The organism is Corynebacterium sp. HMSC072D12 (assembly GCF_001813925.1).
GTDB classification, from domain to species: domain Bacteria; phylum Actinomycetota; class Actinomycetes; order Mycobacteriales; family Mycobacteriaceae; genus Corynebacterium; species Corynebacterium aurimucosum.
Genome location: NZ_KV814411.1, coordinates 105,748 through 126,890 on the forward strand (window position 1 = coordinate 105,748; position 21,143 = coordinate 126,890).

Below are 21,143 nucleotides of genomic sequence, written 5' to 3' on the forward strand. Positions count from 1 at the left end.
ATGCGCTACCAACTGCGCTACATCCGCATTCGAAACCAGGCCCGGTTTCTAGGACTAAGTCCTTGTGCGCGATACTGGGATTGAACCAGTGACCTCTTCCGTGTCAGGGAAGCGCTCTCCCGCTGAGCTAAACGCGCTCACTGCACCCAGAATTGGGTGCCAGCTCTTGAGGTGGAAACGGGAATCGAACCCGTGTGCACGGTTTTGCAGACCGTTGCCTCACCACTCGGCCATTCCACCGTGGCGATACCGCCTCACACACTACATGTGCTGGAGCGGATGACGAGACTCGAACTCGCGACCCTCACCTTGGCAAGGTGATGCGCTACCAACTGCGCTACATCCGCATTGCACGTTCCCGGCTGGTATGCCGTGGTGCGAGAAGAAACTTTATCGTGCACCGCCCTAGTTTCCAAATCCGCAGCCCACAGCACTAATCCCCAACCATCCAACAGCACATGGATTACATTAGTGTGATTGAGACTGCGGTTACAGTGATTGCGCATGATTTGCACTAGGAACACACTAGTACTGACGGGAGATCTCCAAGATCCATCCGTTCTCGCACAGCCTTGAGCAGCCACTACATCCTTACAGCCGCGAGCAGCCACGCAGAGTAAATGAAAGCGCGGTTGAGCTGGACGATTAGGGGTTTCCATACGCGCGGTGTACCTTAAGTGCTGCAGCGAGGTTCTATAGCTCAGTGGGAGAGCGTTCCGTTCACACCGGAAAGGTCGCTGGTTCAATCCCAGCTAGGACCACCATTAAAGTTGCAGGTTAAAGACGTGCAGCGTATAACACAAGCCTCCGCGTGGATACTATGTGGAAAATGAATCCGCATTTAGCTGTTCACCCAGGGGTGTTTTCTCATTGTTCCTGAAACTGGCCAAGAAAGCCAGACACGATAGCTTAACCCGTTGGGGGACACGGCATGGTTAATAAAGTCTGCACGATATTGGACCTGCCCCCACGCGTAGTTACCCGATAACTCCATAATGGTTCAATAGCAACACGTGCAGGCATAGGGTGATAGATGTGCAGTTGCCAAAGTACGGCCCAGCCTGGGCAGGCTCCTTGATGGGAACCTCAATTGCGTCAACTTTGTCGGGTTTGCATGGTCTACGCGTAGGCCAAATTGTTTTTGCTCTTATCGCAGCTGTTCTGCTGGTGATTTTTACCGTGGGCGCGAAAAATGAACCGCCTCGACACCAGAATATGGCTGCGTGGGGCATGTACACGATGGGCCTGCTGGCGTGCGGCTCGGCATGGACCGCGCTGACCGGAACCGATGCCTTCCAGTTGGCAAGTTGGTGGATTGGCGCACCGCTTTCGGTCGTGGTCTGCCTGTGGCAGCTGTGGGGGTTGTTCAAACAGCAAGACCACTACGACAAGCCCGCGTTTCCTTGGGGGCTGGCGCTGGTCTCCCCCATGGTGGCGGCGACCTCCGCGGGTCAATTGGCTATCAATCACGGGCAGTTCTACCACTATGCCGGTGAGCTTTGCTTCTTCCTCACGTTCATCACCGCAATTCCGCTGTTCGCTTATTGCTATTGGTCTTTAGTACGCTGTCAAGATAGGCCGCGCGAGGCGGCTGCGGGTACGGCATGGATCCCACTCGGCGTGGTTGGACAGTCAACGGCGGCCTCGACACTGCTTTTTGACGCCCACCTCTACGGCATCATCATGTTCATCATTGGTGCGCCCTGCGTAGTATTCGCAATGTATTGCTTTTACCAAGCGGTAGTTGCGTGGGCCCCTTATGGCCCAGGCTGGTGGGGCTCCACATTCCCTGTCGGCACTTTGTGCCTTGGCTCCTGGGATGAAGGCTGGCACCGGTTGTCCCTTGCTTTATTGGTGCTCTTGCTATTGCATTGGGGAGCCTCTGCGCTGCGCTTCGGCACATGGCGGTTCCAACGCGCCTGATCACATACGCTCCGACTAATCCCACACCCTAAGCCGTCGTCGACATTTTAGGTACCGTAGGGCGCCATGAGTGACACCGCGCTGATCGAACACCTCATGGGGCCTGACCGAGAAGGAATCCGCTTGATCGCGGTGAGCACTCTCCACGGCTCCGCCACCATCGATGGAACCTCAGGACCGATGGGCAACGGCACCGACGCTCAGCTCTTCGCTGCACTGCGTGAGTGGGCCGACATTGCCGTCATCGGCTCAGCCACGGTGAAGTCGGAAGAGTACGGACCGTCGACAAGCACGCGGCTCGCCGTGCTCAGCCACTCCCTTGATTTTTCCGGCTTCGAGGACTTCATTGCAGCTGGCCCCCTCGTGCTTACCCCCGCAGAACGCGCATCTTCACTCGAGGCACGGCGCTTAGCCGACGCTGGTGCCGAAGTCGTCAGCACAGGTACCGGAACCATGAGCGAGGCTATTGCTGCCCTCCGCGCCCAGGGCGCGCGCCGCATCAGTTGTGAAGGTGGGCCATCCGTCTACTCCGCTTTTATCGCAGAAGGCCTCGTAGACAAGCTGTATTTGACGCTTGATCCGCACCTTTCCCCTTCCGTCGAAAAGCCAGTCGTTGACGGCGAGGCCACCTCCCCCGCACTCAAGCTCGAGCTAGAGAACGTCACCGCCGTCGACAACACGGTGTTTCTGCGCTACCGGCGCACTCAGACCCCGTAAACTGTGCTGCCGTGACTTCTCCGGCTCCCTCACCCTCAGATTCCACATCCGCTGATTCCGCGCGACTGTGGACGGCCGCCGCGTGGCCCGCCGCCATCGTCTTGGTTTTCCATCGCGTGTTCGTGTTCGCCTTCAACGGCACGGTGACTGATGATTTCGGCACCGTCTACCGCGCGATCCGGAACCTGTGGGTGGGCACCCCGGTCTATGAACAGAACTATTCCTTCGTCGAACCGCTCTACCTGTATAACCCAGGCGCCACGGTCCTCCTGTCCCCCTTGGGGATCGTGTCCGAGGAACACGCGCGCATCGCCTTCATTCTGGCCAACGCCGCCGCCATCATCGCTGCACTAGCCGTGTTGACCCGCTTTGTAGGCCACAGCCTGCGGGGCCCGCTGTGGCCGGTCAGCATCGCCGCAGCCTTCGCTACCGAATCAGTCATCAACACGTTGGTCTTTACCAACATCAACGGTTTATTGCTGCTCGCGATGGTGGCGTTCTTAGCCTTGTTGGATAAACACGGCTGGGCCGCTGGCTTGTGCATCGGACTGGCAATTCTGGTCAAACCACAATTTGCCCCGCTGCTCTTCCTCGCCCTCGTCCGCAAGCGCTGGCTCACTGTAGGCTTGGGCGTAGCCGTACCTTTGGTAGTCAACCTTGCAGCCTGGCCGTTCGTCCCCGGCGTGGAGGGCTTCCGCGCCAACCTTGTGCCTTACCTGTCCACCACACGCGATTATGCCAACGCCTCGTGGCCGGGCGTGCGCGCCTACTTCGATCTTCCTGGCATCATCTACTACCCCATCTGGTTGCTCTTCGCAGCTCTAGCGGCAGTGGCGATCCTCGGTCTGCTGCGCTGGCACGACAGTGAGCCCACCTTCTGGGCGCTGAGCACCAGTGGTGCCATCATGGTCGGCATCTTCTTCCTTTCCTCCCTGGGTCAGCAGTATTACTCCATGTGGCTTATCCCCATGCTGTTTACGGTGGTACTTGCGCGCTCGGTCTTCCACACGTGGGGAGCATGGTTGGCCGCATTTTTATTCTTGGCACCGCTCGAGTGGACGTCGTCCAGCATGCCCACCGCCGCGCACTGGATGAGCGTCTTTATCGCTACCCTTGGGTGGGGACTGCTCATTGTGGTCACCGCCGCCTCGGTGGCCGGCTGGTGGGCTGCGGAGCGAGGCACTAGCCCCAAGCATCAAGCGAGCGATAAAATCCCTGCATGACTGATTTCAAGCTCATTGCTGATGCTGAATGGCGCAAGCGCCTAAGTCCGGAGGAATACCACGTCCTGCGCGAGGCTGGCACCGAGGCACCGCACGTCGGTGAATACACCAACACCACCGCCGAGGGTGTGTACTCCTGCCGGGCCTGCGGTGCCGAGCTCTTCCGCTCCACGGAAAAGTTCGAGTCGCACTGCGGTTGGCCGTCCTTCTTCTCCCCTTTGGCCGGCGACGCCATCATTGAGCGTGAAGACAATTCACTGGGCATGCGCCGCATCGAGGTGCTGTGCGCCAACTGCGAATCCCACCTTGGACACGTCTTCGAAGGCGAAGGCTACGATACGCCGACGGACCTGCGCTACTGCATTAATTCCATCTGCCTCGACCTAGAAGAAAAGCCGGTCGAGGACTAAACCCTCAACCGACTTCCGGTGCCTTTCGCTGCCGCTACCCCGAATTATCGCAGCTCTTAAGGCAGGATAGCGATGAGCTCAGCGACGTCCTTCACGCGGCGTCCGGTGTGGAAGGGAATTTCCTCACGCACGTGGTGGCGAGCCTCGGTGTAGCGCATCAGGTACATCAGGTCCACGATGCGGTGCAGCTCTGGGGCCTCAAAGGCCAGGATCCACTCATAGTCACCCAGCGCGAAGGCCGGCACGGTGTTTGCGCGCACATCCGGGTAATCACGGCCCTGCATGCCATGCTCCATGAGGATGCGGCGGCGCTTTTCTTCATCCATGGTGTACCAGTCGTAGGAACGCACGAAGGGATAGACAGAAATCCACTCGCCAGGTTCTTCGCCCATGATGAAGGACGGCAGGTGAGATTTGTTGAACTCCGCCGGGCGGTGCAAAGCATTTCCTACCCACGTCACCTCAGAAACCTGGCCCAGGACGGTCTCGCGGCGGAAATCCGCGAAAGCCTTCTGGATGTCGGCGAATTCTTCCGCGTGCCACCAAATCATGTAATCAGCGCTCTCGCGCATTCCGGACAGGTCATAGATACCGCGAACGGTAACCACGCCTGCTTCCTCGAGCTCAGAGAAGAACTTCTGCGCCTGCGCAACGATCTCCTCGCGCTCCGTGCCCAACGCACCCGGGATCACCTGAAATACCGCGTGCTGCGAGTAGCGCTGGACCTTGTTGAGCTCGGCGAAGTTGACCTTCGACATGCCTTTCTCCTTCTTTCAACCGACAGAGTTTCTTATCCATCATAAGTTGGAGGCGCCTCCGCGCGCCACTAGCTTTTCGGCGCGCCTTCCACCGCCACACGGGCGGAGCTTATACCTTGATCCCCGTGAGCAATTCCGACGTTTCTTCGCGCAACCTCGCAGGGGCACCGACCAACCTGCACGATCGCGCCGCCGCCTCTTCCGCCGAATCGCGCCCTGCGGAGCCGAGCACTCCGACCGCCTTCACGGAGGCCGTCGAGTCCCTCCATACCGCACAGCTGCGCCCCGAAATCACCTTGGGCACCATCCGCCCACCGCAACGCCTGGCTCCATTCAGCCACGCCATTGGCCTCGAGGTTGAGCGCACAGAACACGGGGACCTTATCCCTACTGACTCTGAAGGCGATGCCTTCGGCCGCCTCATCCTGTTGCACGACCCAGGCGCTGAGGAAGCCTGGGAAGGTGCGATGCGCCTGGTGGCCTACATCCAGGCAGACTTGGACGATGCCGTCGCCGGGGACCCGCTGCTTCCCGACGTCGCCTGGGAATGGCTCACTGAATCCCTCGACGTGCGCGAAGCTACTCATACGAATTTGGGAGGCACCGTCACCTCGACCGCTTCCGTTCGTTTCGGCGAAATTGGCGGACCACCGCGCGCCTACCAATTAGAAATGCGCGCCTCGTGGACTGCCTCCGGCCTGGATCTCGCCCCACACGTCGAAGCTTTTGCGCAAGTCCTCTCTCTCGTCGCTGGTTTGCCGCCAGAGGGCGTAGCCGAACTCGGACGCTAAGATGAGCGAATTGCGCCAGGTACCGGTTGATGGGACGCCGAAAGTCCTCCTTTCTCCCCGTGAGTTTCAGGCCGGTGCCGCCCGCTTAGCTGCGGGCACCGGGCCGTTTGCCATCGACACCGAACGCGCCTCGTCCTACCGTTTTGATGACCGCGCCTTCCTCGTGCAAATCCGCCGGGAGGGTGCAGGCACGTTCTTGTTCGCCCCGGAGCACCACCGCGATGAGCTCCGCGCAGCACTCGCACCGGTGCTCAATGGGCAAAAGTGGGTGGTCCATGCCGCCCCTTCCGATCTCCCGAGCCTAGCGTGGATGGGCCTATACCCGGGCATGCTGTTCGATACCGAGTTAGCTGCCCGCTTCGCCGGTTTCGCACACCCTAACTTGGCCGCAATGGTGCTGGAGCTTTTCGACGTTGAACTGGAAAAAGGCTACGGCGATTCCGACTGGTCCGAAACCCCCATCCCGCGGAAGTGGCGCAATTATGCGGCGCTCGACGTGGAGCTTCTCAACGAGCTCGCCGTGACACTGCGAGATATTCTTGCGGAACAGGACAAGCTCGACTGGGCTTATGAAGAGTTTGAGAGGATTGTCGAAGACCACGCCCGCATCACTGGGCCTGAACCTAGGTCGTGGCGGGCCCTCAAGGGTGTCTCCTCTCTGCGCTCCCGAGAGCAACTCGTGGTAGCCCGTGAACTGTGGCAGCGACGCGAATCCATCGCCCGCTCCCAAGACATCGCCCCTAACCGAGTACTGCCGCACCGTGTGCTCGTCGACATCGCGCGCCGCGTGCCCCGGTCGCCGCACGAAATCAATCAAGTTAAAGGCTTCCCCCGCCGCCGCGGCGGCGCCACCTTGCGCTGGTTCGATGCCATCGAGACCGCCCTTGCTAGCCCGCGCCAGCAGTGGCCGAAGGCGTTGCGCAGCCCACGCCCGGTTCCTTCCAAATCAGCTTTTAACCGAGATTTCCCCGAGCTGTGGCAGCTCTATACCGAGATCCGTAGTGATTTCGAGGCTCTCGGTGAAGAGCTGGGCATGAGCTACGAGCTGATCCTCAAACCCAGCTTGGTCCGCGCTGTAGTCTGGGCGGCCTGCGGACCTGAAGGCGGTGTGGCGGGCGAAATCGCAGCAGACGCCGATATCCCCGATTTCCTGCGTTCCCAAGGTGCGCGCGAATGGCAGGTAGAGCTATCCGCGCCGCTCCTGCGTCGCGGTCTAGCGCGAATACGCTCTATGCCACCGCGCCTCTAGCTCCGAGCAGCTACCCACTCATTCACGGAGTCCGTGATTCCCTCCGGGGTCAACCCGAATTCCTCAAGGATTTCTCCGCGGCTGGCATGCTTGGGGAAGCACCCAGGAACACCAAGGCGGTGGACTGGGGTATCCACATCCGCGGCGTCGAGTGCTTCCGCCACCATGGAACCCACGCCGCCCCGCAAGAGGCCATCCTCTACCGTGACCACAAGATCATGATCAGCAGCGAGTGCAACGATGGATTGCGGGACCGGCACCGGCCAGCGCGGATCCACGACGGTGACGTTGAAGCCTTGGGCTTCGAGCAGCTCAGCTGCTCCCAGGGAACGCGCACTCATGGCACCGATAGCGACGATCAGTACATCAGTGGCTTCCGCCGCAGCAGCATCGGAATAGCTCAGGATATCTACCCCGTCATCGAGGCGCTTGAGTTCGTCGCGGTCATCAAGGAGGTTGCCCTTGGGGAAGCGCACCACCGTGGGGCCATCCTCAATAGAGATGGCCTCATTAAAGAGCTCACGCAGGCGTGCGCCATCGCGCGGCGCGGCAATGCGCATCCCCGGGACGATGCTCATCAACGCCATGTCCCACACTCCGTTGTGCGAAGGGCCATCAGAGCCCGTGACACCGGCGCGGTCGAGCACGATGGTGACGGGCAGCTTGAGCAGCGCGATGTCCATGACGACTTGGTCCACTGCACGGTTAAGGAAGGTGGAGTACACCGCCACTACCGGATGCATTCCGGCCAGCGCCAGACCGGAGGCGGAGGCCATGGCATGCTGTTCGGCGATGCCAACGTCGAAGAATCGCTCCGGGAATTCCTCCTGGAAGGGCGCAAGACCCGTCGGCCCCGCCATAGCAGCGGTAATAGCCACGATATCCTCGCGCGCATGACCGGCCTTGATGAGTTCCTCGGAAAAGGCCGCAGTCCATCCCGGCTGCGTTTGCCCCTTGGAGACACCGGTGACCGGGTCGATAGCTCCGGTGGAGTGCATCTGGTCCTTCGGCTCATTGACCGCCGGGGCAAAGCCATGCCCCTTCTCCGTGACGGTGTGCACGATGATGGGACCGTCATAGTCCCGGGCATAACTCAGTGCCCGGACCACCGCGTCGATATCGTGGCCATTAATGGGGCCAATGTATTTGATTCCCAACTCTGGGAACATCTCGGTAGGCAGAACGGTGGACTTTACGCCCTCCTTGACCGCGTGCAGAGCATCAAAGGTACGCTCGCCTACCCAACCCATCGACTTCAGGCGTTTCTTGCCCAACTCCATGAACTCGTCATAACCATGCTGTGCACGAATACGCCCGAGGTTCTCCGAAAGGCCGCCAATGGTCGGCGAATAGGAGCGGCCATTGTCGTTAACGACGATGACGACGTTGCGGTCTTTATCCGCAGAGATGTTGTTCAATGCCTCCCAGCACATGCCACCGGTGAGGGCACCATCACCGACGACTGCCACGGCATTGCGGTGCGATTCACCGCGAATCTTGAAAGCCTTGGAAAGGCCGTCCACCGTGGATAGCGCTGCAGAAGCGTGCGAGGATTCGGTCCAGTCATGTTCCGATTCCCCACGGTCCGTGTACCCGGATAAGCCGCCCTTCTGGCGCAAGGAATCAAACTGGTTGGCACGGCCGGTGAGCATCTTGTGCACATAAGACTGGTGCGAGGTATCGAAGACGACGGGGTCCCGCGGGGAGTCGAAGACGCGGTGGATCGCCACCGTGAGCTCCACAACGCCCAGGTTGGGCCCGAGGTGACCGCCCGTGGCGGACACCTTCTCAATCAAGCGCTGGCGGATATCCGCCGCGAGCTCAACCAGTTGCGTCTTGCTCAGGGCTTTGAGATCGCCTGGTGATTGAATGGAATCCAGAATGCCCATAGAGCTTGCCTTAAACCCCTTCATCGATCGTTTTCTTCTCTACCACCGTACCCGCTTATACGCGTGACACGTCAATCATTACCCCGGGATCTTCCGCCGCGGATGCATCCTGCCTTATGCCGCAGAAACCAGCAGTGCCAAGGTCTCAAAATGGTGTGTTCCCGGAAAGGCATTCACCATAGCTAGGCGCTCCATGCGGTAGCCGCGCTCGGACCATGCAGCGATATCACGCGCAAACGTAGCGGGGTCACAGCCAATGTGGAGGACGCGCTGCGGCGCCGCAGCGGCAATGGCGTCCACCACCTCAACACCCGCACCGGTACGCGGAGGATCCAAAATGACCGTTGTTGGCCGCGGCAGCTGGCTTGCGGCCTGCTCCACCTTAGCTGTCCGGAAGTGCACATCAATTCCTGAAAGGCCCGGCTGCGCTGCCGCAGCCGCCGGCGAGTAATCGACGGAATACACCGTGGCGTGCCCACCCTCAGGTGCAGTGACTTCAGCCAGCGCGGGAACGAATAGCCCTACTCCTCCGTAGAGATCCCACGCTACTGCTGTGACCTCGGATCCCTTCGTTGCTTCGTGTTCTTCGGCCTCGCCTTCAGCCGCGAGCCACTGACGCGCAAGCCGTGTGTAGACATCAGGTGCGCCGATGTGTGCTTGCCAAAAGGCGGTGGGTGGGAAGTGAAACTCGTGGCCATCAGCGCGTTGAACTACGTCTTGCGTCGGCGCCTCGATGGTCTCCCGAATAGTCTCGATCCTCCGGCCGCGCGGCGCCTTCCGGGTTTCCACGACGTGGCGGTTACCGTCGCTGTCCATGACCGCAATGACCTCCGCGCCAGGGCTAAATGTGCGGGCTCCAGGACCGACCAGACCGCTGACAAGGCCCGGTACTAGCTGGCTGCACGCCACGTCCGTAACCAGTTCTGTGGATCCGCGCTTGCGCACACCAGCACGGCCTTGCTGGTCGACGCCCAACCGGACCCGCGTGCGCCACCCTCGCTGGGGCGCCACATCAATAGGCTCAATTTCTGGAATACTCTCAAGGCGTCCTACCCGGCGCAGCTGATCCCGCAAGACTGCGACCTTGATTCCCGGCTCCGCCGCTAGGTCTAGCTCAGCGAAGTCGCAGCACCCGGCACCACGCTGTGCCGCCGGGCAGGCAGATTCAACGCGGTCAGGGCTTGCCTTGAGCACAGCATCAATTTCGGCTTCCACGAAAGATTTCTTCACCTTGGTAGCCGTCACTGCTACCTGGTCTCCGGGAAAAGCGCCGGGGACAAAACACACACGCCCGTCGGGTGCTGCGCCGATTCCGACACCGCCGTGCCCCATGCGCTCGATGGAGGTACCGAAAGACTGGCCTTTGGTGATGGCTGCGCTCTCAGCGTTCCGCTCAGTCTTAGTCATGAGTTTTCTCCTTGTGTAATTCCGGAGCCCTGCGCTTCCTCAACAACAGCGTTGGCGCGACGCACCATCCAAACAGTCAAGATGGTGACGATACCGGTCAGCGGCCAGCCCATGAGGATGCGGACGATGCCGAGGGTTGTGGTCTCGTCGGCGTCGTACAGCGCGCGCTGCACTATGAACCGGGCGATGAAGACTGCGGCCCACCCCGCTGTTGCTAAGGCATAGGCCCGCCGTGCCTTCGGTACTGTGCGCCACCCCATGTCATCGCCGTTCAGGCCCTTCCAGACCACGCCCACGAGTGGCCAGCGCGCGATGATAGAGACCACCGCCACGATGAACAGTACGAGCGACATCCAGATTCCATAAAGGAAATAGCCCTTGGCATCCCCTGTAAACCAGGCAATAGCGGCGCAGATAGCTACGCCCAACAGGCCGGAAACAGCCGGCTGCAGGGTCTCTTTGCGGGCCAAACGCCACACGCTAATGGCCAATGCCACGCCGAGCGCCGCAGCCAGCGCTGGTCCCAGACCCCAGACGTTGTTGACTGGGATGAGAACCAGCACCGGTAGGGTCGCGGACACGAGCCCAGTCAGGCCTCCCATCTGTTCGAGCAACGATGGTTCCACCTCGGCATCCGGGACCACGGCCGTTGCCTGCGGTGACGTATCGGTACTCGGCCCCGCGGTATCTGCGGGGCTAGGGGCGGCGCCGCGCTCAGTGAAATCGTGCTCTTCAGGCGTAGGGGTGGTCACGTGTTTTAAGAATCCTTTTCGCTAGTGCCGGGGAGAGAAAACAACGTTTAAAGTTTTAGTTCTTCTCGTTGTCTTCGAGCTCCCGCAGCTGTTCGCGGGCTTGGGCCTCCGCGGCGTTCTCGACGCCTTCGGTAGCTGATGCGGCCTCCGGTGTTGCAGTGTTGTCGGCATCGGCAGCCTGCTGCTGGCGCTCCTTCAGGGCCTGCTGAACTTGCTCAGCCAGTTGCTGCGGCAGCATAACAGGAAGCGAACTTCCGGCCAGGATAGGCTCCTCACCACGGTAGATGAAGGTACGGGCGACGACTTCACGCCCCAGCTTTGCGAGCTCTTCTTCCTTGCCCGCCGGGGCGGCCAGGGTCAATCGGTACATCCACCGCGGCCCCTCCACGCCGATAATGCGGATCCCGCCTTTGTCGCTGGATCCAACAATTTCAGATCCCCAAGGCCCGTCCTCTGGGTGCGCGGCAAAACCATCGGCTTCCAAGCCTTGGACGATATCCTCCGCAGATTCCGCCCATTGCCCTGGCGTGCGCGGCGCGGCAAAGGCTACGGGGGTCATGCGGCCGTGCGGCGTAAGGATGTGGAGCATGCGCGGGCCGTCTTGGCCCATCTCCACCTGGACCTGCGAGCCCTTCGGCAGCGGGATGCGCATGGAACCCAGGTCCAGCAAACCAACCGAGAAGTCCTCAAAGTTGAACTCGGCAATATCAACGTTATCGCCGTCGTAGGGCCCCATTTCCCCGTTGATGGCATCATGTGCCACGGCCTTAATCCCGGTAACACCATGAGAATCATCGTTGGCTTCGCGGACTAGGCCAGCGCTGGATTCGGCAGGAGCCGTGGCAGCGGTATCGGCTACGGTCTCTGCTGCCTCCGGAGCAGCCTCGTCCTGACGGAGATCCGGGTTCTTCCCCGCGTCCTCGGTCTTATTCTCGTCCTTCTTCTTTTTGCCAAAGGGCCACATCGCCATAGTTTATGCCTTCCTTAATTCGTGTGTGTTACTGGTCTATTCGAGTCAGTTGACGCCAGTGGAGCCGTAACCGCCTTCACCGCGAGCGGTCTCATCGAGTTCCTCAACCTCACGGAAACCGACCAACTCCACGCGTTGCACAAGGAGTTGGGCAATACGCATTCCCCGCTCAACCTCAAAGGTCTCTACTGGGTCGTGGTTAATAAGGCAGACTTTAACCTCACCGCGGTACTCCGCATCGATGGTGCCTGGCGTGTTGACCACGGAAATCCCATGCTTGGCTGCCAAGCCGGACCGAGGGTGAACCAAGCCGACCGTGCCCATCGGCAGGGCAAGGGCTATACCCGTGCCAACCAAAGCCCGCTGGCCGGGACGCAGAGTGACATCGTGCGCAGCATAGAGATCCGCGCCGGCATCGCCACGGTGGGCGCGCTGCGGCAGCGGAAGCTCCTTATCAAGGCGCTTTACCTGAATCTGACCAAAAGGACTTACCGGTTCTACGAGGGGATGTTGCTCATTCACGCGGCCCAGCCTACCTTGCTCCCACCGTGCCGCACCCACGGGCTGGGGCCTGGAGGCTATGTCTACTCGGCGCGTTGGGTTCTCCCCTCCCCAGACGACTAGACTCTGAGGCCATGTCTTCGAGTTCTTCGTCTGCTTCCCCCTCGGCGGCTGCCGAATCCCCCGTCATCCTTTACCGCGAGCGCCAGTGGGTGCCGTGGCACTGGTGGTTGATGGCGGCCGCCGTTGTGGTGATCTCTACAGCCACGGTCAGCCTCAACCGCGGAATCATGTGGGTCATCATCCCCGCTATTCTGCTCAGCGCCATCGCCGCGTGGGTCCTCTTAGCATGGTCCAACACGGTGGTGCAGGTGGAACAGGATACCGACGGCACGCGGTGGCTCACCGTGAAGGATGCGCAGCTGCCACATGATGTTGTCGCCCGAAGCACCGCGGTGCCGGCCACCGCGCGTCGCAATGCGTTGGGCCCACAGCTCGATCCCGCTGCATTCCTTGTGACACATGGCTGGGTACCAGAACATGTGATGCTTGTCCTCGATGACCCAGAGGACCCAACACCTTATTGGCTCATTGGCTCAAAGAACCCCGACGAGCTACTTGCGGCCTTCGTGCCCGAACAGGCCGCTGCTGCCAAGGCTTAAACGCCGCGTGCAGAATCAGGAAGCTCGTTAGCTCATTGGTTCAACCAATTGGCCGACCAATGAGCTAAGCGCAGTCCATGCAGACGGGCTGCCCGTCTTCTTCGTGGTCCAGGCGCTTATTGGACTGCACCAAGTAGCACACGGAACAGGTGAACTCGTTTTCCTTGCGCGGCACGACAGTGACGTTGAGCTCCTCGCCCGTCAGGTCTACTGACGGCGGCTCAAAAGCCTCGACGATTTCGCCATCGTCATCCATGCCGTTGTTGTCATTTTCAGCCGCCTTCAGGCCCTCGAGGGAATCAGCCTCGAGCTCATCTTCAGCGCGGCGACGCGGTGCGTCATAATCGGTGGCCATAATGCTTGCCTCTGTGAGTCAGATAGATAGGTACGTGTATTTATCGACGGCATCCTAAACCACACAGGCCCGCGTGTCACACTCGCCCCGCCATGGGGGCACCATGCGGCTCACCCTAATACCCCCTCCGCTCCTGCTTTCATGGTTCTAAGCTGTGCGTTTGCACCTTTCGTATCGTGGAAAATTTTTCTGGGTAAAGCTCCTCACACCCCACCCAATATGCATTGGGGCACGATGCATCGGACAGCGAAAATCGAAGCATTCTCCCCCACGCCTTCGGCTTAAATGCTGAAGTATCACCACATCATCGGGCGGCTAAACATAGACTGTCGGTATGACCGTGCAAGAATCACAGCAGCAGGACACGAATCCGAGCCCCCAGCACCATGGCCATGCCTTCGGCATCGATGTTGGAGGCTCCGGTATCAAAGGTGCCGTAGTAGACCTCGCGACAGGAGGGTTCGTCGGCGACCGCCTCAAGATCGCCACGCCACAGCCTGCCACCCCCGACGCCGTGGCCACGGTAATCGCGCAGATCGTCGCTGAGAAGAACTGGGACGGTCCTGTCGGAATCACCATGCCCGCGGTGGTCAAAGAACAGATTATTCGCAGCGCAGCGAATATTGATAAGTCATGGATCGGGGTCGATGCACAGGACTTGCTGAGCAAGTACCTCGCTGCTCCTTGTACTGTGCTTAACGACGCCGACGCAGCCGGCCTCGCCGAGGTGGCCTACGGCGATGACGTCGCGCGCTCCGGCCCCGTTATCTTCCTTACGCTAGGCACCGGCATCGGCTCTGCCTTCCTACTAGATGGCCAGCTCTTCCCTAATACGGAGATCGGCCACCTCATCGTCGGGGAAAAGGAGGCAGAGCACCAAGCCTCGTCCGCAGTCAAGGATCGTGAGGGGCTCAAGACTAAGCATTGGGCAAAGCGCGTCAACCGAGTACTCCATGAATACGAGGCGCTTTTTAACCCCTCAGCTTTTGTCATCGGCGGTGGAATCTCTCGAAAGTTTGACAAGTGGGGCGAGCACCTGAGCATCGAAACCCCAGTCGTTGCAGCTCAGCTCCGCAATCGCGCGGGCATCGTCGGGGCCGCAATGGCAGCGAAGGAAGGCATTCGCCCATAAACCGAGCAGACCCTATCTTCCCCAGTCGACCCCAGTCACCGCCTAGTGACAAAAATGATCTATACTGGGCTGTCGATTATCGAATATCCAGCGGCGCGCCTCCCCTGCTCATTACGGAGGCGGGCTAGCATCGGGGACTAGTCGCGATAAACTTGCGCGTCCCCATAGTTTCCACTCAAAGAGCAAGTCGAAAGGGCGTACGTGGCAGCCACTGATTCTTCAGACCAGGTACTCGGCGAGGGCGAGAGCGCCTCCGAGGCATCTGCACCTGCACAGAAGACCGCCAAGAAGACGGCAAAAAAGACAGCCAAGAAGACGGCTAAGAAAACCGCGAAAAAGACTGCGAAGAAAACGGCTAAAAAGACGGCCAAGAAGGCTGCTAAGAAGACAACTCGCAAGTCTGCGCAGAAGGCGACGAAGAAAACCGCCAAGAAGACTGTGCGCAAGTCGGCAGCCAAGAAGGCAACCTCGCCTGAAAGCTCTGAATCTGCCGAAGAGCTCGCAGAGGATCAGAACGACGAGTTGGATGCCGAAACCAACGACGATGCCGATATCGACTTCGATCCGGACAACGCAGAGTTGGACGAGGACGACGAGTTCGGTGACGACGATGACGACCTCGAGGGCGAGGACTCTGAAGAAGAAGATGACGGCTCATCTGTCTGGGATGAGGATGAGTCCGCAGCCCTGCGCCAGGCTCGCAAGGATGCAGAGCTAACTGCCTCGGCAGACTCTGTCCGTGCCTACCTGAAGCAAATCGGCAAGGTCGCCCTGCTCAACGCAGAGCAGGAGGTATCCCTCGCCAAGCGCATCGAGGCCGGCTTATACGCTCAATACCGCATGGATGAGATGGAAAAGGCCCGCGCCGAGGGCGACAAGGCCGCCAAGCTCTCCCCCATGGAGAAGCGCGATATGCGCGCCATCGCCCGTGATGGACGCAAGGCAAAGAACCACCTCCTCGAAGCGAACCTCCGCCTCGTCGTGTCCTTGGCTAAGCGCTACACAGGCCGCGGCATGGCATTCTTGGACCTCATCCAGGAAGGCAACTTGGGCCTGATCCGTGCCGTTGAGAAATTTGACTACACCAAGGGTTATAAGTTCTCCACTTATGCCACGTGGTGGATTCGCCAGGCCATCACCCGCGCCATGGCGGACCAGGCCCGTACCATTCGCATTCCGGTGCACATGGTGGAGGTCATCAACAAGCTGGGCCGTATCCAGCGTGAGCTGTTGCAGGACTTGGGCCGCGAGCCTACCCCTCTGGAGCTGGCGAAGGAAATGGACATCACCGAGGAAAAGGTGCTGGAGATCCAGCAGTATGCCCGCGAGCCTATTTCCTTGGACCAGACCATCGGTGATGAGGGTGACTCCCAGCTCGGTGATTTCATCGAGGATTCCGAGGCCGTTATTGCCGTCGACGCTGTGTCCTTCACTTTGCTGCAGGACCAGCTCCAAGATGTGCTCACTACCCTTTCTGAGCGCGAGGCCGGCGTGGTTCGCCTGCGCTTCGGCCTGACCGATGGCATGCCGCGCACTTTAGACGAAATTGGCCAAGTCTACGGCGTTACCCGCGAGCGTATTCGCCAGATCGAGTCGAAGACCATGTCTAAGCTGCGCCACCCATCGCGTTCCCAGGTGCTGCGCGACTACCTGGACTAAGCAAACTGAAGAAATAAAGCGGCGAGGAGGGATAAACCTCCTCGCCGCTTTTTCTTTGCCCTATACAGCCGGCAAACCCAAGGGCTTTCTAGCCTTCGATCCCCAGCTCAATGGCTGTGGCGATCCGATCGATAACGTCTTTATCGGAAACATCTCCGCTGATGGTCACCGAAGCGCCCTGGGATACCCCGAGAGACATCAGCATCATTGCAGAGTCTGCCTCTGCCGACTCTCCGTCACAGGAGAGGGTGACATCCCCTGCCGCTTCCGCCGCCAGCTCTGCAATCCGTGACGCCGGACGTGCATGCAGACCCGCCTCATCGGCCACAGTCACTGTCAGCGAGTACCCATCAGCGTTTGTTGCTAGGTCATCCTCGGCCGCAGACGCAGTGGCTGAGGGCTGCTTCGGAGCGAAGACTTCGATGGCGCGTTCCGCGGCTTTGATCACGGCGGCGAGTCCATCGCCCTGCTGAGCGGCGGTGGCTGCTGCAATTGTGGATTCGACAAAGGGGGCATCGACAAACGTCACCGTGTCTTCGTCAAGGAACTCGAGAACGGACTCAACGGTCATCGTGGCCGAGCCTAAATCGGTGAGGACAACCACGCTAAGGCCTTGTCCACGTGCATGGCTGATAGCCCCTTCGACGAGGTCAAAGGACGTTCCGATGCCGCCCTCCTCCAGACCACCGGCAGGAAGGATGGTCACGTCAGGAGCCATCTGAGCAGCAAGCTCAGTCAGACCTTCAGCGAGCTTTGCCGAGTGTGATACGAGAACGAGTCCAACGCGGGGTTGTGCCATATCCTATGCTTCCTCCTTGAGGGTTTCGGCGGCGCCCGCAGCCGCAGCGATGAAAAGTGCCGAGGATGTAGCGCCCGGATCCTTGTGTCCAGCAGAACGCTCCCCTAGGTAGGAAGCGCGGCCTTTCGTGGCCACCATCGGGATAGTCGCTTCCGCGCCTGTTGCTGCGGCGTCGGCAGCCGCGCGCAGCACTTGATCGGGGCTCTGTGCGGCATCCGCCGCAGCGCGAGCGGCCCGTGCGGCCGGCGCCCAGGCATCGACCATCGTCTTCTCCCCTTCAGAGGCCTTACCACGGGTGGCTATTCCCTCAAGCGCGGCCTCAATGAGAGCGGCCGTCGTAGGCGCATCGATCTCTCCAGAGCCTGCGGCCTTAGCCGCGCGTAAGAAAGCGGTTCCCAGCAATGGACCAGAGGCGCCACCAACGGTGGACATAAGCGTCTTTGCCGTCAGCTTCAACACATCAGCAACGTGAGACGTCTCCGGTGAGATATCCGAATCCACTTTCTCCGCGACAGCTCGGAAACCGCGGTCGACGTTTGCGCCATGGTCACTATCCCCGATGGCGCGGTCAAGCTCGATGAGTTCCTCGCGGTGTTCGTGTGCCGCTGCGGCGCAGTTTTTCATCCATGCCTGGGCCCACGCTGTTGTCAAAGTTGCATTGTCGGTCATATCTACATTCCTTGTCGTAGTGCAGCGGTGTGGCACGGGGCATCAAAAAGCTCAAGGTCTTCCTCGTCCGCGCGCATGACTGTAACGGAGCAACCGGCCATATCTAGACTAGTAACGAAGTTACCCACGAGGGAACGCTCGATGCTAACACCCGCGTCCTTCAGACGCTGAGCCACACGACGGTAGACCACGTACAGCTCGGACGCCGGAGTAGCACCCATGCCGTTGACAAGGACAATGGTACGCTCCCCATCACCCAGCTTAAGGTCTGCCAACACCGGATCAAGCAGATGGTCAGTTACGTCGTCGGCAGAGACCAACGGAATTTCCTTGCGGCCCGGCTCCCCATGAATACCCACGCCGAGCTCGACTTCGTCTTCCCCGAGGTCAAAGGAGGGCTTGCCCACGTGTGGCACCGTGCAGGCACTCAGCGCTGCGCCCATGGTCGCGGTGTTTTCTACCACCTTCTTCGCCACAGCGGCCACCGCCGCGAGATCATCACCGCGCTCGGCTGCAGCACCCGCCAGCTTTTCTACCAACAGTGTGCCGGCAACACCGCGGCGACCAGCTGTAAAAGTGGAATCCTCCACCGCAACATCATCGTCCACGATGACCTGGCTGACCTCAATATCATCGAATTCCGCCAGCTCCGCCGCGGTGTCGAAGTTGAGAACATCGCCGGTGTAGTTCTTGACGATGTAGAGCACCCCCGCCCCGGCATTAGCTGCCTCCGTGGCCGCTTGGATTGCGTCCGGCGTTGGCGATGTAAACATGGCACCGGGCACTGCTGCATCCAACATGCCGTAGCCAACGAAGCCGGCATGCAGCGGCTCATGTCCAGAACCGCCCCCGGAGACTATGGCTACCTTGCCGTCTTCTTTCTTCTGCGAGCGGGACACAAAGAGAGGATCGGTGGATCGAGTGACTATGTCACCGTGTGCTAAAGCAAAGCCCTCCACGGATTCCTCTACTACGCTGTCCGGCGAGTTGATGAGCTTCTTCATCATCCTTCTCCTTAGGTTTTCATTGCCCTCGAGCACTCTTCTGGGAATGCTGCCGAGCCTACCCTCGCTACCGGACGGTCTGCCGAGACCAGCGTAACGCTCCTGTAGCCCCCGCCTCACCTTCTTAGCTCTTCGCGGCCTTTTGAACCTGCAACGCACCAAAGACACCGAGTACCAAGAACATCACTGCGGCCAGAAGCGACCATCGAGCTGCATCACTCATGCCTTCGCTCAACGCCTGCACCAACGCTGTTGTCTGTTCCCCAAAGGGTCCAGCCGCGCCCTGTGCGCGAAGTCCTGCGATGCTCGAGCCCGCGGACTGGCGGGTAGCTTCCGCCATGGCATCTGCGGCTGGGCCGACGACGTCGATGTCTTCGAGCGCCTTCGGCAACGCCAGTGCTAGGGCGACGGAAAAGACGGAACCAGAAACCGCGGTGCCGAGGGAGGAGCCGATCTGGCGGACCGTGCTCTGGGTAGCAGATGCCTGCCCCGAATTCGCTACCGGTATCTCGCTCAAGACCGTGCCCGTCAACTGCGCAGATGCGAACCCCAAGCCCACGCCATACAACACAAGCGGAAGCGCGATGACCCAACCGCTAGTGTCCGGACTCAGGAGCATCGCGAGGATAAGCGCGCCGACAACTTCTAGGCCCAGACCTATGAGCACTGTTCCAGGAGCACCAAAGCGGCCAGCAACATGCCGTGCGGCGGCTCCCGAAATAAAGGCGCCGATTGCCATCGCCGCGAGCACGAGGCCAGCGGACATCACACTCAAGCCCAGCGCATTAATGAGGTACAGCGGGAGGATAAAAATAATCGCAAACTCACCGATAGCTACCGCGCCCGCGGTGATGTTTCCCCAGGAAAACGTGGAGTAGGAAAAGAGGCCCAGGTCCAGCAGCGCGGAGCGTTGTACTCGCTCACGGTGCTCCTCCCAGCGGATGAACAAACTGAAACTGATCGCGGCGATGAGCAGTGCAACTGGCACCGCAGATACCGGCGCGGTGGTGGGCCATGTCCAGCCGAACACCGTCAGCTCGGACTGTGGTGTCCACCAGCCAAGACTTGGCCCCTCAATCACCGCGAAAACAAGGGCTCCGAAGGCAATCGCGCTCAACTGTGCGCCATCGACGTCGACCCCGGGCCGTTTTTCGGGGCTACGGGTTTCCCGCACGGTGAGCACAGCTCCAACAGCCACGATGATGCCAATGGGAACATTGACCAGGAAGATCCAATGCCACGATACCCACTGGGTAAGCGCGCCACCGGCCAAAGGTCCGACGGCGGCGGCGCCAGAGATAACTGCGCCCCACACACCGAATGCAGCCGCGCGATACTTGCCTCGGAAAACGGCGTTCACCGTGGACAAGGTTGAGGGCATGATAAACGCTGCACCCACTGCTTGTACTGCACGCGCGGAAATGAGCGTGCCTGCGGAGTCCGCGAAACCCGCCCACACGCTGCCTGCTACGAAAATGCTAAGACCGGCGAGAAACGCTCGCTTGCGACCCCAACTATCCGCGATCTTTCCGGTGGACAACAACAGTGCGGCAAGCACTACCGCGTAGAGGCTGTTGACCCACTGCGCCTGAGTTATGTCCAGTTTGAGGTCAGTAATAATAGCCGGCAGCGCTACCCCGACGATGGTGCCATCAAGGACAATGACGCCCAGTCCTACCGACAAAACCGCAAGACTAATCCAGTCACGGCGGGTCGGCACCGCCGTGATGGAACCCGCTGTGGGCGACAACATGACTAGGCGCTCACGGGTGCCGGGGTGGAAGAGTTAGCCGGCTCCTTCAATGCGCGGCCAAGTGCGACAACGAAGAGAACGAGGCCAATCGTGATGAGGATGTGGCCAATACCGGCAATCCCGGCGATCATGGCGGTGGATTCCTCGCCCAACACGGTCAGGCTGCCGTGCCAGATGAGCATTCCAACGGTAAGCACGACACCAATGTTGTAGAACCAGAAGAAGGAGTTAAACAGCTTCTTATTCCGCGAGACGCCGAATACCTTGTCCACGACGAGGAAGATCAAAAACATCATGAATCCCAGCGCCAAGAGGTGGGTATGGGCCACGCCCAACTGGGTGAACTGGCCCTCCGGGAAATCATTTGCGCGTGTGAACTCACGGTAGAATAGTCCTGCTGCCAACCCCATAACGAGGTAGAAAATAGCTGCTCTATACAGGGACTTCATTACTTGTTCCTTCCTAGCCACGGTGTTGTGGCTGCTGCACCGAGGGTGTTATCTATCACGGCCAAAGCCTT

The 21,143-nt window shown here is 60.0% G+C and carries 20 protein-coding genes, 4 tRNA genes and 1 pseudogene; 10 read left to right on the top strand and 15 right to left on the bottom strand.

Annotated features, from left to right (window positions below):
* Positions 1-65 precede the first annotated feature (65 nt).
* From HMPREF2943_RS08060 to HMPREF2943_RS08070, 3 genes are all read right to left on the bottom strand, one after another.
* Positions 66-137 (bottom strand) — tRNA-Val (locus tag HMPREF2943_RS08060).
* A 32-nt stretch (positions 138-169) separates the two neighbouring features.
* Positions 170-240 (bottom strand) — tRNA-Cys (locus HMPREF2943_RS08065).
* A gap of 31 nt (positions 241-271) precedes the next feature.
* Positions 272-347: transfer RNA gene (locus tag HMPREF2943_RS08070), tRNA-Gly, on the bottom strand.
* Between the two features lie 342 nt (positions 348-689).
* On the opposite strand from HMPREF2943_RS08070, the gene HMPREF2943_RS08075 reads away from it, so the two are divergent.
* The 5 genes and pseudogenes from HMPREF2943_RS08075 to msrB all read left to right on the top strand — a co-directional run bounded on the left by HMPREF2943_RS08075 (position 690) and on the right by msrB (position 4,273).
* A tRNA-Val gene (locus tag HMPREF2943_RS08075) sits at positions 690-764 on the top strand.
* A 271-nt stretch (positions 765-1,035) separates the two neighbouring features.
* Positions 1,036-1,923 (top strand): TDT family transporter, encoded by an 888-nt coding sequence (locus HMPREF2943_RS08080; RefSeq protein WP_070711298.1) that lies wholly within the window; start codon positions 1,036-1,038, stop codon positions 1,921-1,923.
* Positions 1,924-2,103: 180 nt separating this feature from the next.
* Positions 2,104-2,547 (top strand): annotated as a pseudogene (locus HMPREF2943_RS08085) (dihydrofolate reductase family protein); the annotation flags it as partial.
* A gap of 104 nt (positions 2,548-2,651) precedes the next feature.
* Positions 2,652-3,863 carry a glycosyltransferase family 87 protein gene (locus HMPREF2943_RS08090; RefSeq protein ID WP_070711300.1) on the top strand — a complete coding sequence of 404 codons (1,212 nt, stop codon included), beginning with the start codon at positions 2,652-2,654 and terminating at the stop codon, positions 3,861-3,863.
* Positions 3,860-4,273, top strand: coding sequence for a peptide-methionine (R)-S-oxide reductase MsrB (msrB, locus tag HMPREF2943_RS08095; protein ID WP_070711301.1), 414 nt, complete (start codon positions 3,860-3,862; stop codon positions 4,271-4,273). The genes HMPREF2943_RS08090 and msrB overlap by 4 nt, the downstream gene beginning before the upstream one ends.
* A gap of 56 nt (positions 4,274-4,329) precedes the next feature.
* Here the strand turns inward: msrB and hemQ are convergent, their stop codons facing one another.
* Positions 4,330-5,031 carry a hydrogen peroxide-dependent heme synthase gene (hemQ, locus tag HMPREF2943_RS08100; protein ID WP_070446778.1) on the bottom strand — a complete coding sequence of 234 codons (702 nt, stop codon included), beginning with the start codon at positions 5,029-5,031 and terminating at the stop codon, positions 4,330-4,332.
* Between the two features lie 176 nt (positions 5,032-5,207).
* Here hemQ and HMPREF2943_RS08105 point away from each other — a divergent pair, with 176 nt between their 5' ends.
* Entirely contained in the window at positions 5,208-5,822 is a 615-nt protein-coding gene (locus HMPREF2943_RS08105) for a DUF3000 domain-containing protein (RefSeq protein WP_070446948.1), read from the top strand.
* A 1-nt stretch (position 5,823) separates the two neighbouring features.
* Positions 5,824-7,071 (top strand): HRDC domain-containing protein, encoded by a 1,248-nt coding sequence (locus HMPREF2943_RS08110; RefSeq protein ID WP_070711302.1) that lies wholly within the window; start codon positions 5,824-5,826, stop codon positions 7,069-7,071.
* Here HMPREF2943_RS08110 and dxs read toward each other — a convergent pair.
* The 5 genes from dxs to dut all read right to left on the bottom strand — a co-directional run bounded on the left by dxs (position 7,068) and on the right by dut (position 12,611).
* Entirely contained in the window at positions 7,068-8,960 is a 1,893-nt protein-coding gene (gene dxs / locus HMPREF2943_RS08115; RefSeq protein ID WP_070711334.1) for a 1-deoxy-D-xylulose-5-phosphate synthase, read from the bottom strand. The two genes, HMPREF2943_RS08110 and dxs, sit on opposite strands and share 4 nt — an antisense overlap.
* 114 nt (positions 8,961-9,074) lie before the next feature.
* The gene (locus tag HMPREF2943_RS08120) at positions 9,075-10,367 is read right to left on the bottom strand and encodes a class I SAM-dependent RNA methyltransferase (protein WP_070711303.1); all 1,293 of its coding nucleotides are present in this window, start codon (positions 10,365-10,367) and stop codon (positions 9,075-9,077) included.
* Positions 10,364-11,119 carry a DUF3159 domain-containing protein gene (locus HMPREF2943_RS08125; RefSeq protein WP_070446774.1) on the bottom strand — a complete coding sequence of 252 codons (756 nt, stop codon included), beginning with the start codon at positions 11,117-11,119 and terminating at the stop codon, positions 10,364-10,366. Before HMPREF2943_RS08125 ends, HMPREF2943_RS08120 begins: the two co-directional genes overlap by 4 nt.
* Before the next feature lie 55 nt (positions 11,120-11,174).
* Positions 11,175-12,089, bottom strand: coding sequence for a DUF3710 domain-containing protein (locus tag HMPREF2943_RS08130; RefSeq protein ID WP_070446773.1), 915 nt, complete (start codon positions 12,087-12,089; stop codon positions 11,175-11,177).
* 45 nt (positions 12,090-12,134) lie between these two features.
* A complete protein-coding gene (gene dut / locus HMPREF2943_RS08135) occupies positions 12,135-12,611 on the bottom strand; it encodes a dUTP diphosphatase (protein ID WP_070644927.1) in 477 nt (158 codons plus the stop codon).
* 113 nt (positions 12,612-12,724) lie between these two features.
* Here dut and HMPREF2943_RS08140 point away from each other — a divergent pair, with 113 nt between their 5' ends.
* Positions 12,725-13,252 carry a DUF3093 domain-containing protein gene (locus HMPREF2943_RS08140; protein WP_070446771.1) on the top strand — a complete coding sequence of 176 codons (528 nt, stop codon included), beginning with the start codon at positions 12,725-12,727 and terminating at the stop codon, positions 13,250-13,252.
* A 64-nt stretch (positions 13,253-13,316) separates the two neighbouring features.
* Here the strand turns inward: HMPREF2943_RS08140 and HMPREF2943_RS08145 are convergent, their stop codons facing one another.
* Complete coding sequence (locus HMPREF2943_RS08145) at positions 13,317-13,607, bottom strand: DUF4193 domain-containing protein (RefSeq protein WP_070446770.1); 291 nt, start codon at positions 13,605-13,607, stop codon at positions 13,317-13,319.
* A gap of 334 nt (positions 13,608-13,941) precedes the next feature.
* Between HMPREF2943_RS08145 and ppgK the strand changes: the two genes are divergently transcribed.
* Entirely contained in the window at positions 13,942-14,739 is a 798-nt protein-coding gene (gene ppgK / locus HMPREF2943_RS08150) for a polyphosphate--glucose phosphotransferase (RefSeq protein ID WP_070711304.1), read from the top strand.
* Between the two features lie 201 nt (positions 14,740-14,940).
* On the top strand, positions 14,941-16,398 hold the full coding sequence (locus HMPREF2943_RS08155) for an RNA polymerase sigma factor (RefSeq protein ID WP_070711305.1): 1,458 nt from the start codon (positions 14,941-14,943) through the stop codon (positions 16,396-16,398).
* Between the two features lie 88 nt (positions 16,399-16,486).
* On the opposite strand, the gene dhaM is transcribed toward HMPREF2943_RS08155, so the two are convergent.
* The 5 genes from dhaM to HMPREF2943_RS08180 all read right to left on the bottom strand — a co-directional run bounded on the left by dhaM (position 16,487) and on the right by HMPREF2943_RS08180 (position 21,072).
* Positions 16,487-17,197 carry a dihydroxyacetone kinase phosphoryl donor subunit DhaM gene (dhaM, locus tag HMPREF2943_RS08160; protein WP_070711306.1) on the bottom strand — a complete coding sequence of 237 codons (711 nt, stop codon included), beginning with the start codon at positions 17,195-17,197 and terminating at the stop codon, positions 16,487-16,489.
* A 3-nt stretch (positions 17,198-17,200) separates the two neighbouring features.
* Positions 17,201-17,866: a dihydroxyacetone kinase subunit DhaL gene (dhaL, locus tag HMPREF2943_RS08165; protein WP_070644929.1), complete on the bottom strand. Its 666-nt coding sequence runs from the start codon at positions 17,864-17,866 to the stop codon at positions 17,201-17,203.
* A 2-nt stretch (positions 17,867-17,868) separates the two neighbouring features.
* Positions 17,869-18,870 (bottom strand): dihydroxyacetone kinase subunit DhaK, encoded by a 1,002-nt coding sequence (gene dhaK, locus HMPREF2943_RS08170; RefSeq protein WP_070446765.1) that lies wholly within the window; start codon positions 18,868-18,870, stop codon positions 17,869-17,871.
* A gap of 124 nt (positions 18,871-18,994) precedes the next feature.
* Positions 18,995-20,623 (bottom strand): DHA2 family efflux MFS transporter permease subunit, encoded by a 1,629-nt coding sequence (locus tag HMPREF2943_RS08175; RefSeq protein ID WP_070446764.1) that lies wholly within the window; start codon positions 20,621-20,623, stop codon positions 18,995-18,997.
* A gap of 2 nt (positions 20,624-20,625) precedes the next feature.
* Positions 20,626-21,072 carry a DUF2871 domain-containing protein gene (locus HMPREF2943_RS08180; protein ID WP_070644931.1) on the bottom strand — a complete coding sequence of 149 codons (447 nt, stop codon included), beginning with the start codon at positions 21,070-21,072 and terminating at the stop codon, positions 20,626-20,628.
* Positions 21,073-21,143 lie beyond the last annotated feature (71 nt).

Coding starts and splice junctions, on each gene's coding strand:
- msrB (WP_070711301.1), top strand. CDS start 3,860: ATGACTGATTTCAAGCTCATTGCTGATGCTGAATGGCGCAAGCGCCTA.
- hemQ (WP_070446778.1), bottom strand. CDS start 5,031: ATGTCGAAGGTCAACTTCGCCGAGCTCAACAAGGTCCAGCGCTACTCG.
- HMPREF2943_RS08110 (WP_070711302.1), top strand. CDS start 5,824: ATGAGCGAATTGCGCCAGGTACCGGTTGATGGGACGCCGAAAGTCCTC.
- dxs (WP_070711334.1), bottom strand. CDS start 8,960: ATGGGCATTCTGGATTCCATTCAATCACCAGGCGATCTCAAAGCCCTG.
- HMPREF2943_RS08120 (WP_070711303.1), bottom strand. CDS start 10,367: ATGACTAAGACTGAGCGGAACGCTGAGAGCGCAGCCATCACCAAAGGC.
- HMPREF2943_RS08130 (WP_070446773.1), bottom strand. CDS start 12,089: ATGGCGATGTGGCCCTTTGGCAAAAAGAAGAAGGACGAGAATAAGACC.
- HMPREF2943_RS08140 (WP_070446771.1), top strand. CDS start 12,725: ATGTCTTCGAGTTCTTCGTCTGCTTCCCCCTCGGCGGCTGCCGAATCC.
- HMPREF2943_RS08145 (WP_070446770.1), bottom strand. CDS start 13,607: ATGGCCACCGATTATGACGCACCGCGTCGCCGCGCTGAAGATGAGCTC.
- ppgK (WP_070711304.1), top strand. CDS start 13,942: ATGACCGTGCAAGAATCACAGCAGCAGGACACGAATCCGAGCCCCCAG.
- dhaM (WP_070711306.1), bottom strand. CDS start 17,197: ATGGCACAACCCCGCGTTGGACTCGTTCTCGTATCACACTCGGCAAAG.
- dhaL (WP_070644929.1), bottom strand. CDS start 17,866: ATGACCGACAATGCAACTTTGACAACAGCGTGGGCCCAGGCATGGATG.
- dhaK (WP_070446765.1), bottom strand. CDS start 18,870: ATGAAGAAGCTCATCAACTCGCCGGACAGCGTAGTAGAGGAATCCGTG.
- HMPREF2943_RS08175 (WP_070446764.1), bottom strand. CDS start 20,623: ATGTTGTCGCCCACAGCGGGTTCCATCACGGCGGTGCCGACCCGCCGT.
- HMPREF2943_RS08180 (WP_070644931.1), bottom strand. CDS start 21,072: ATGAAGTCCCTGTATAGAGCAGCTATTTTCTACCTCGTTATGGGGTTG.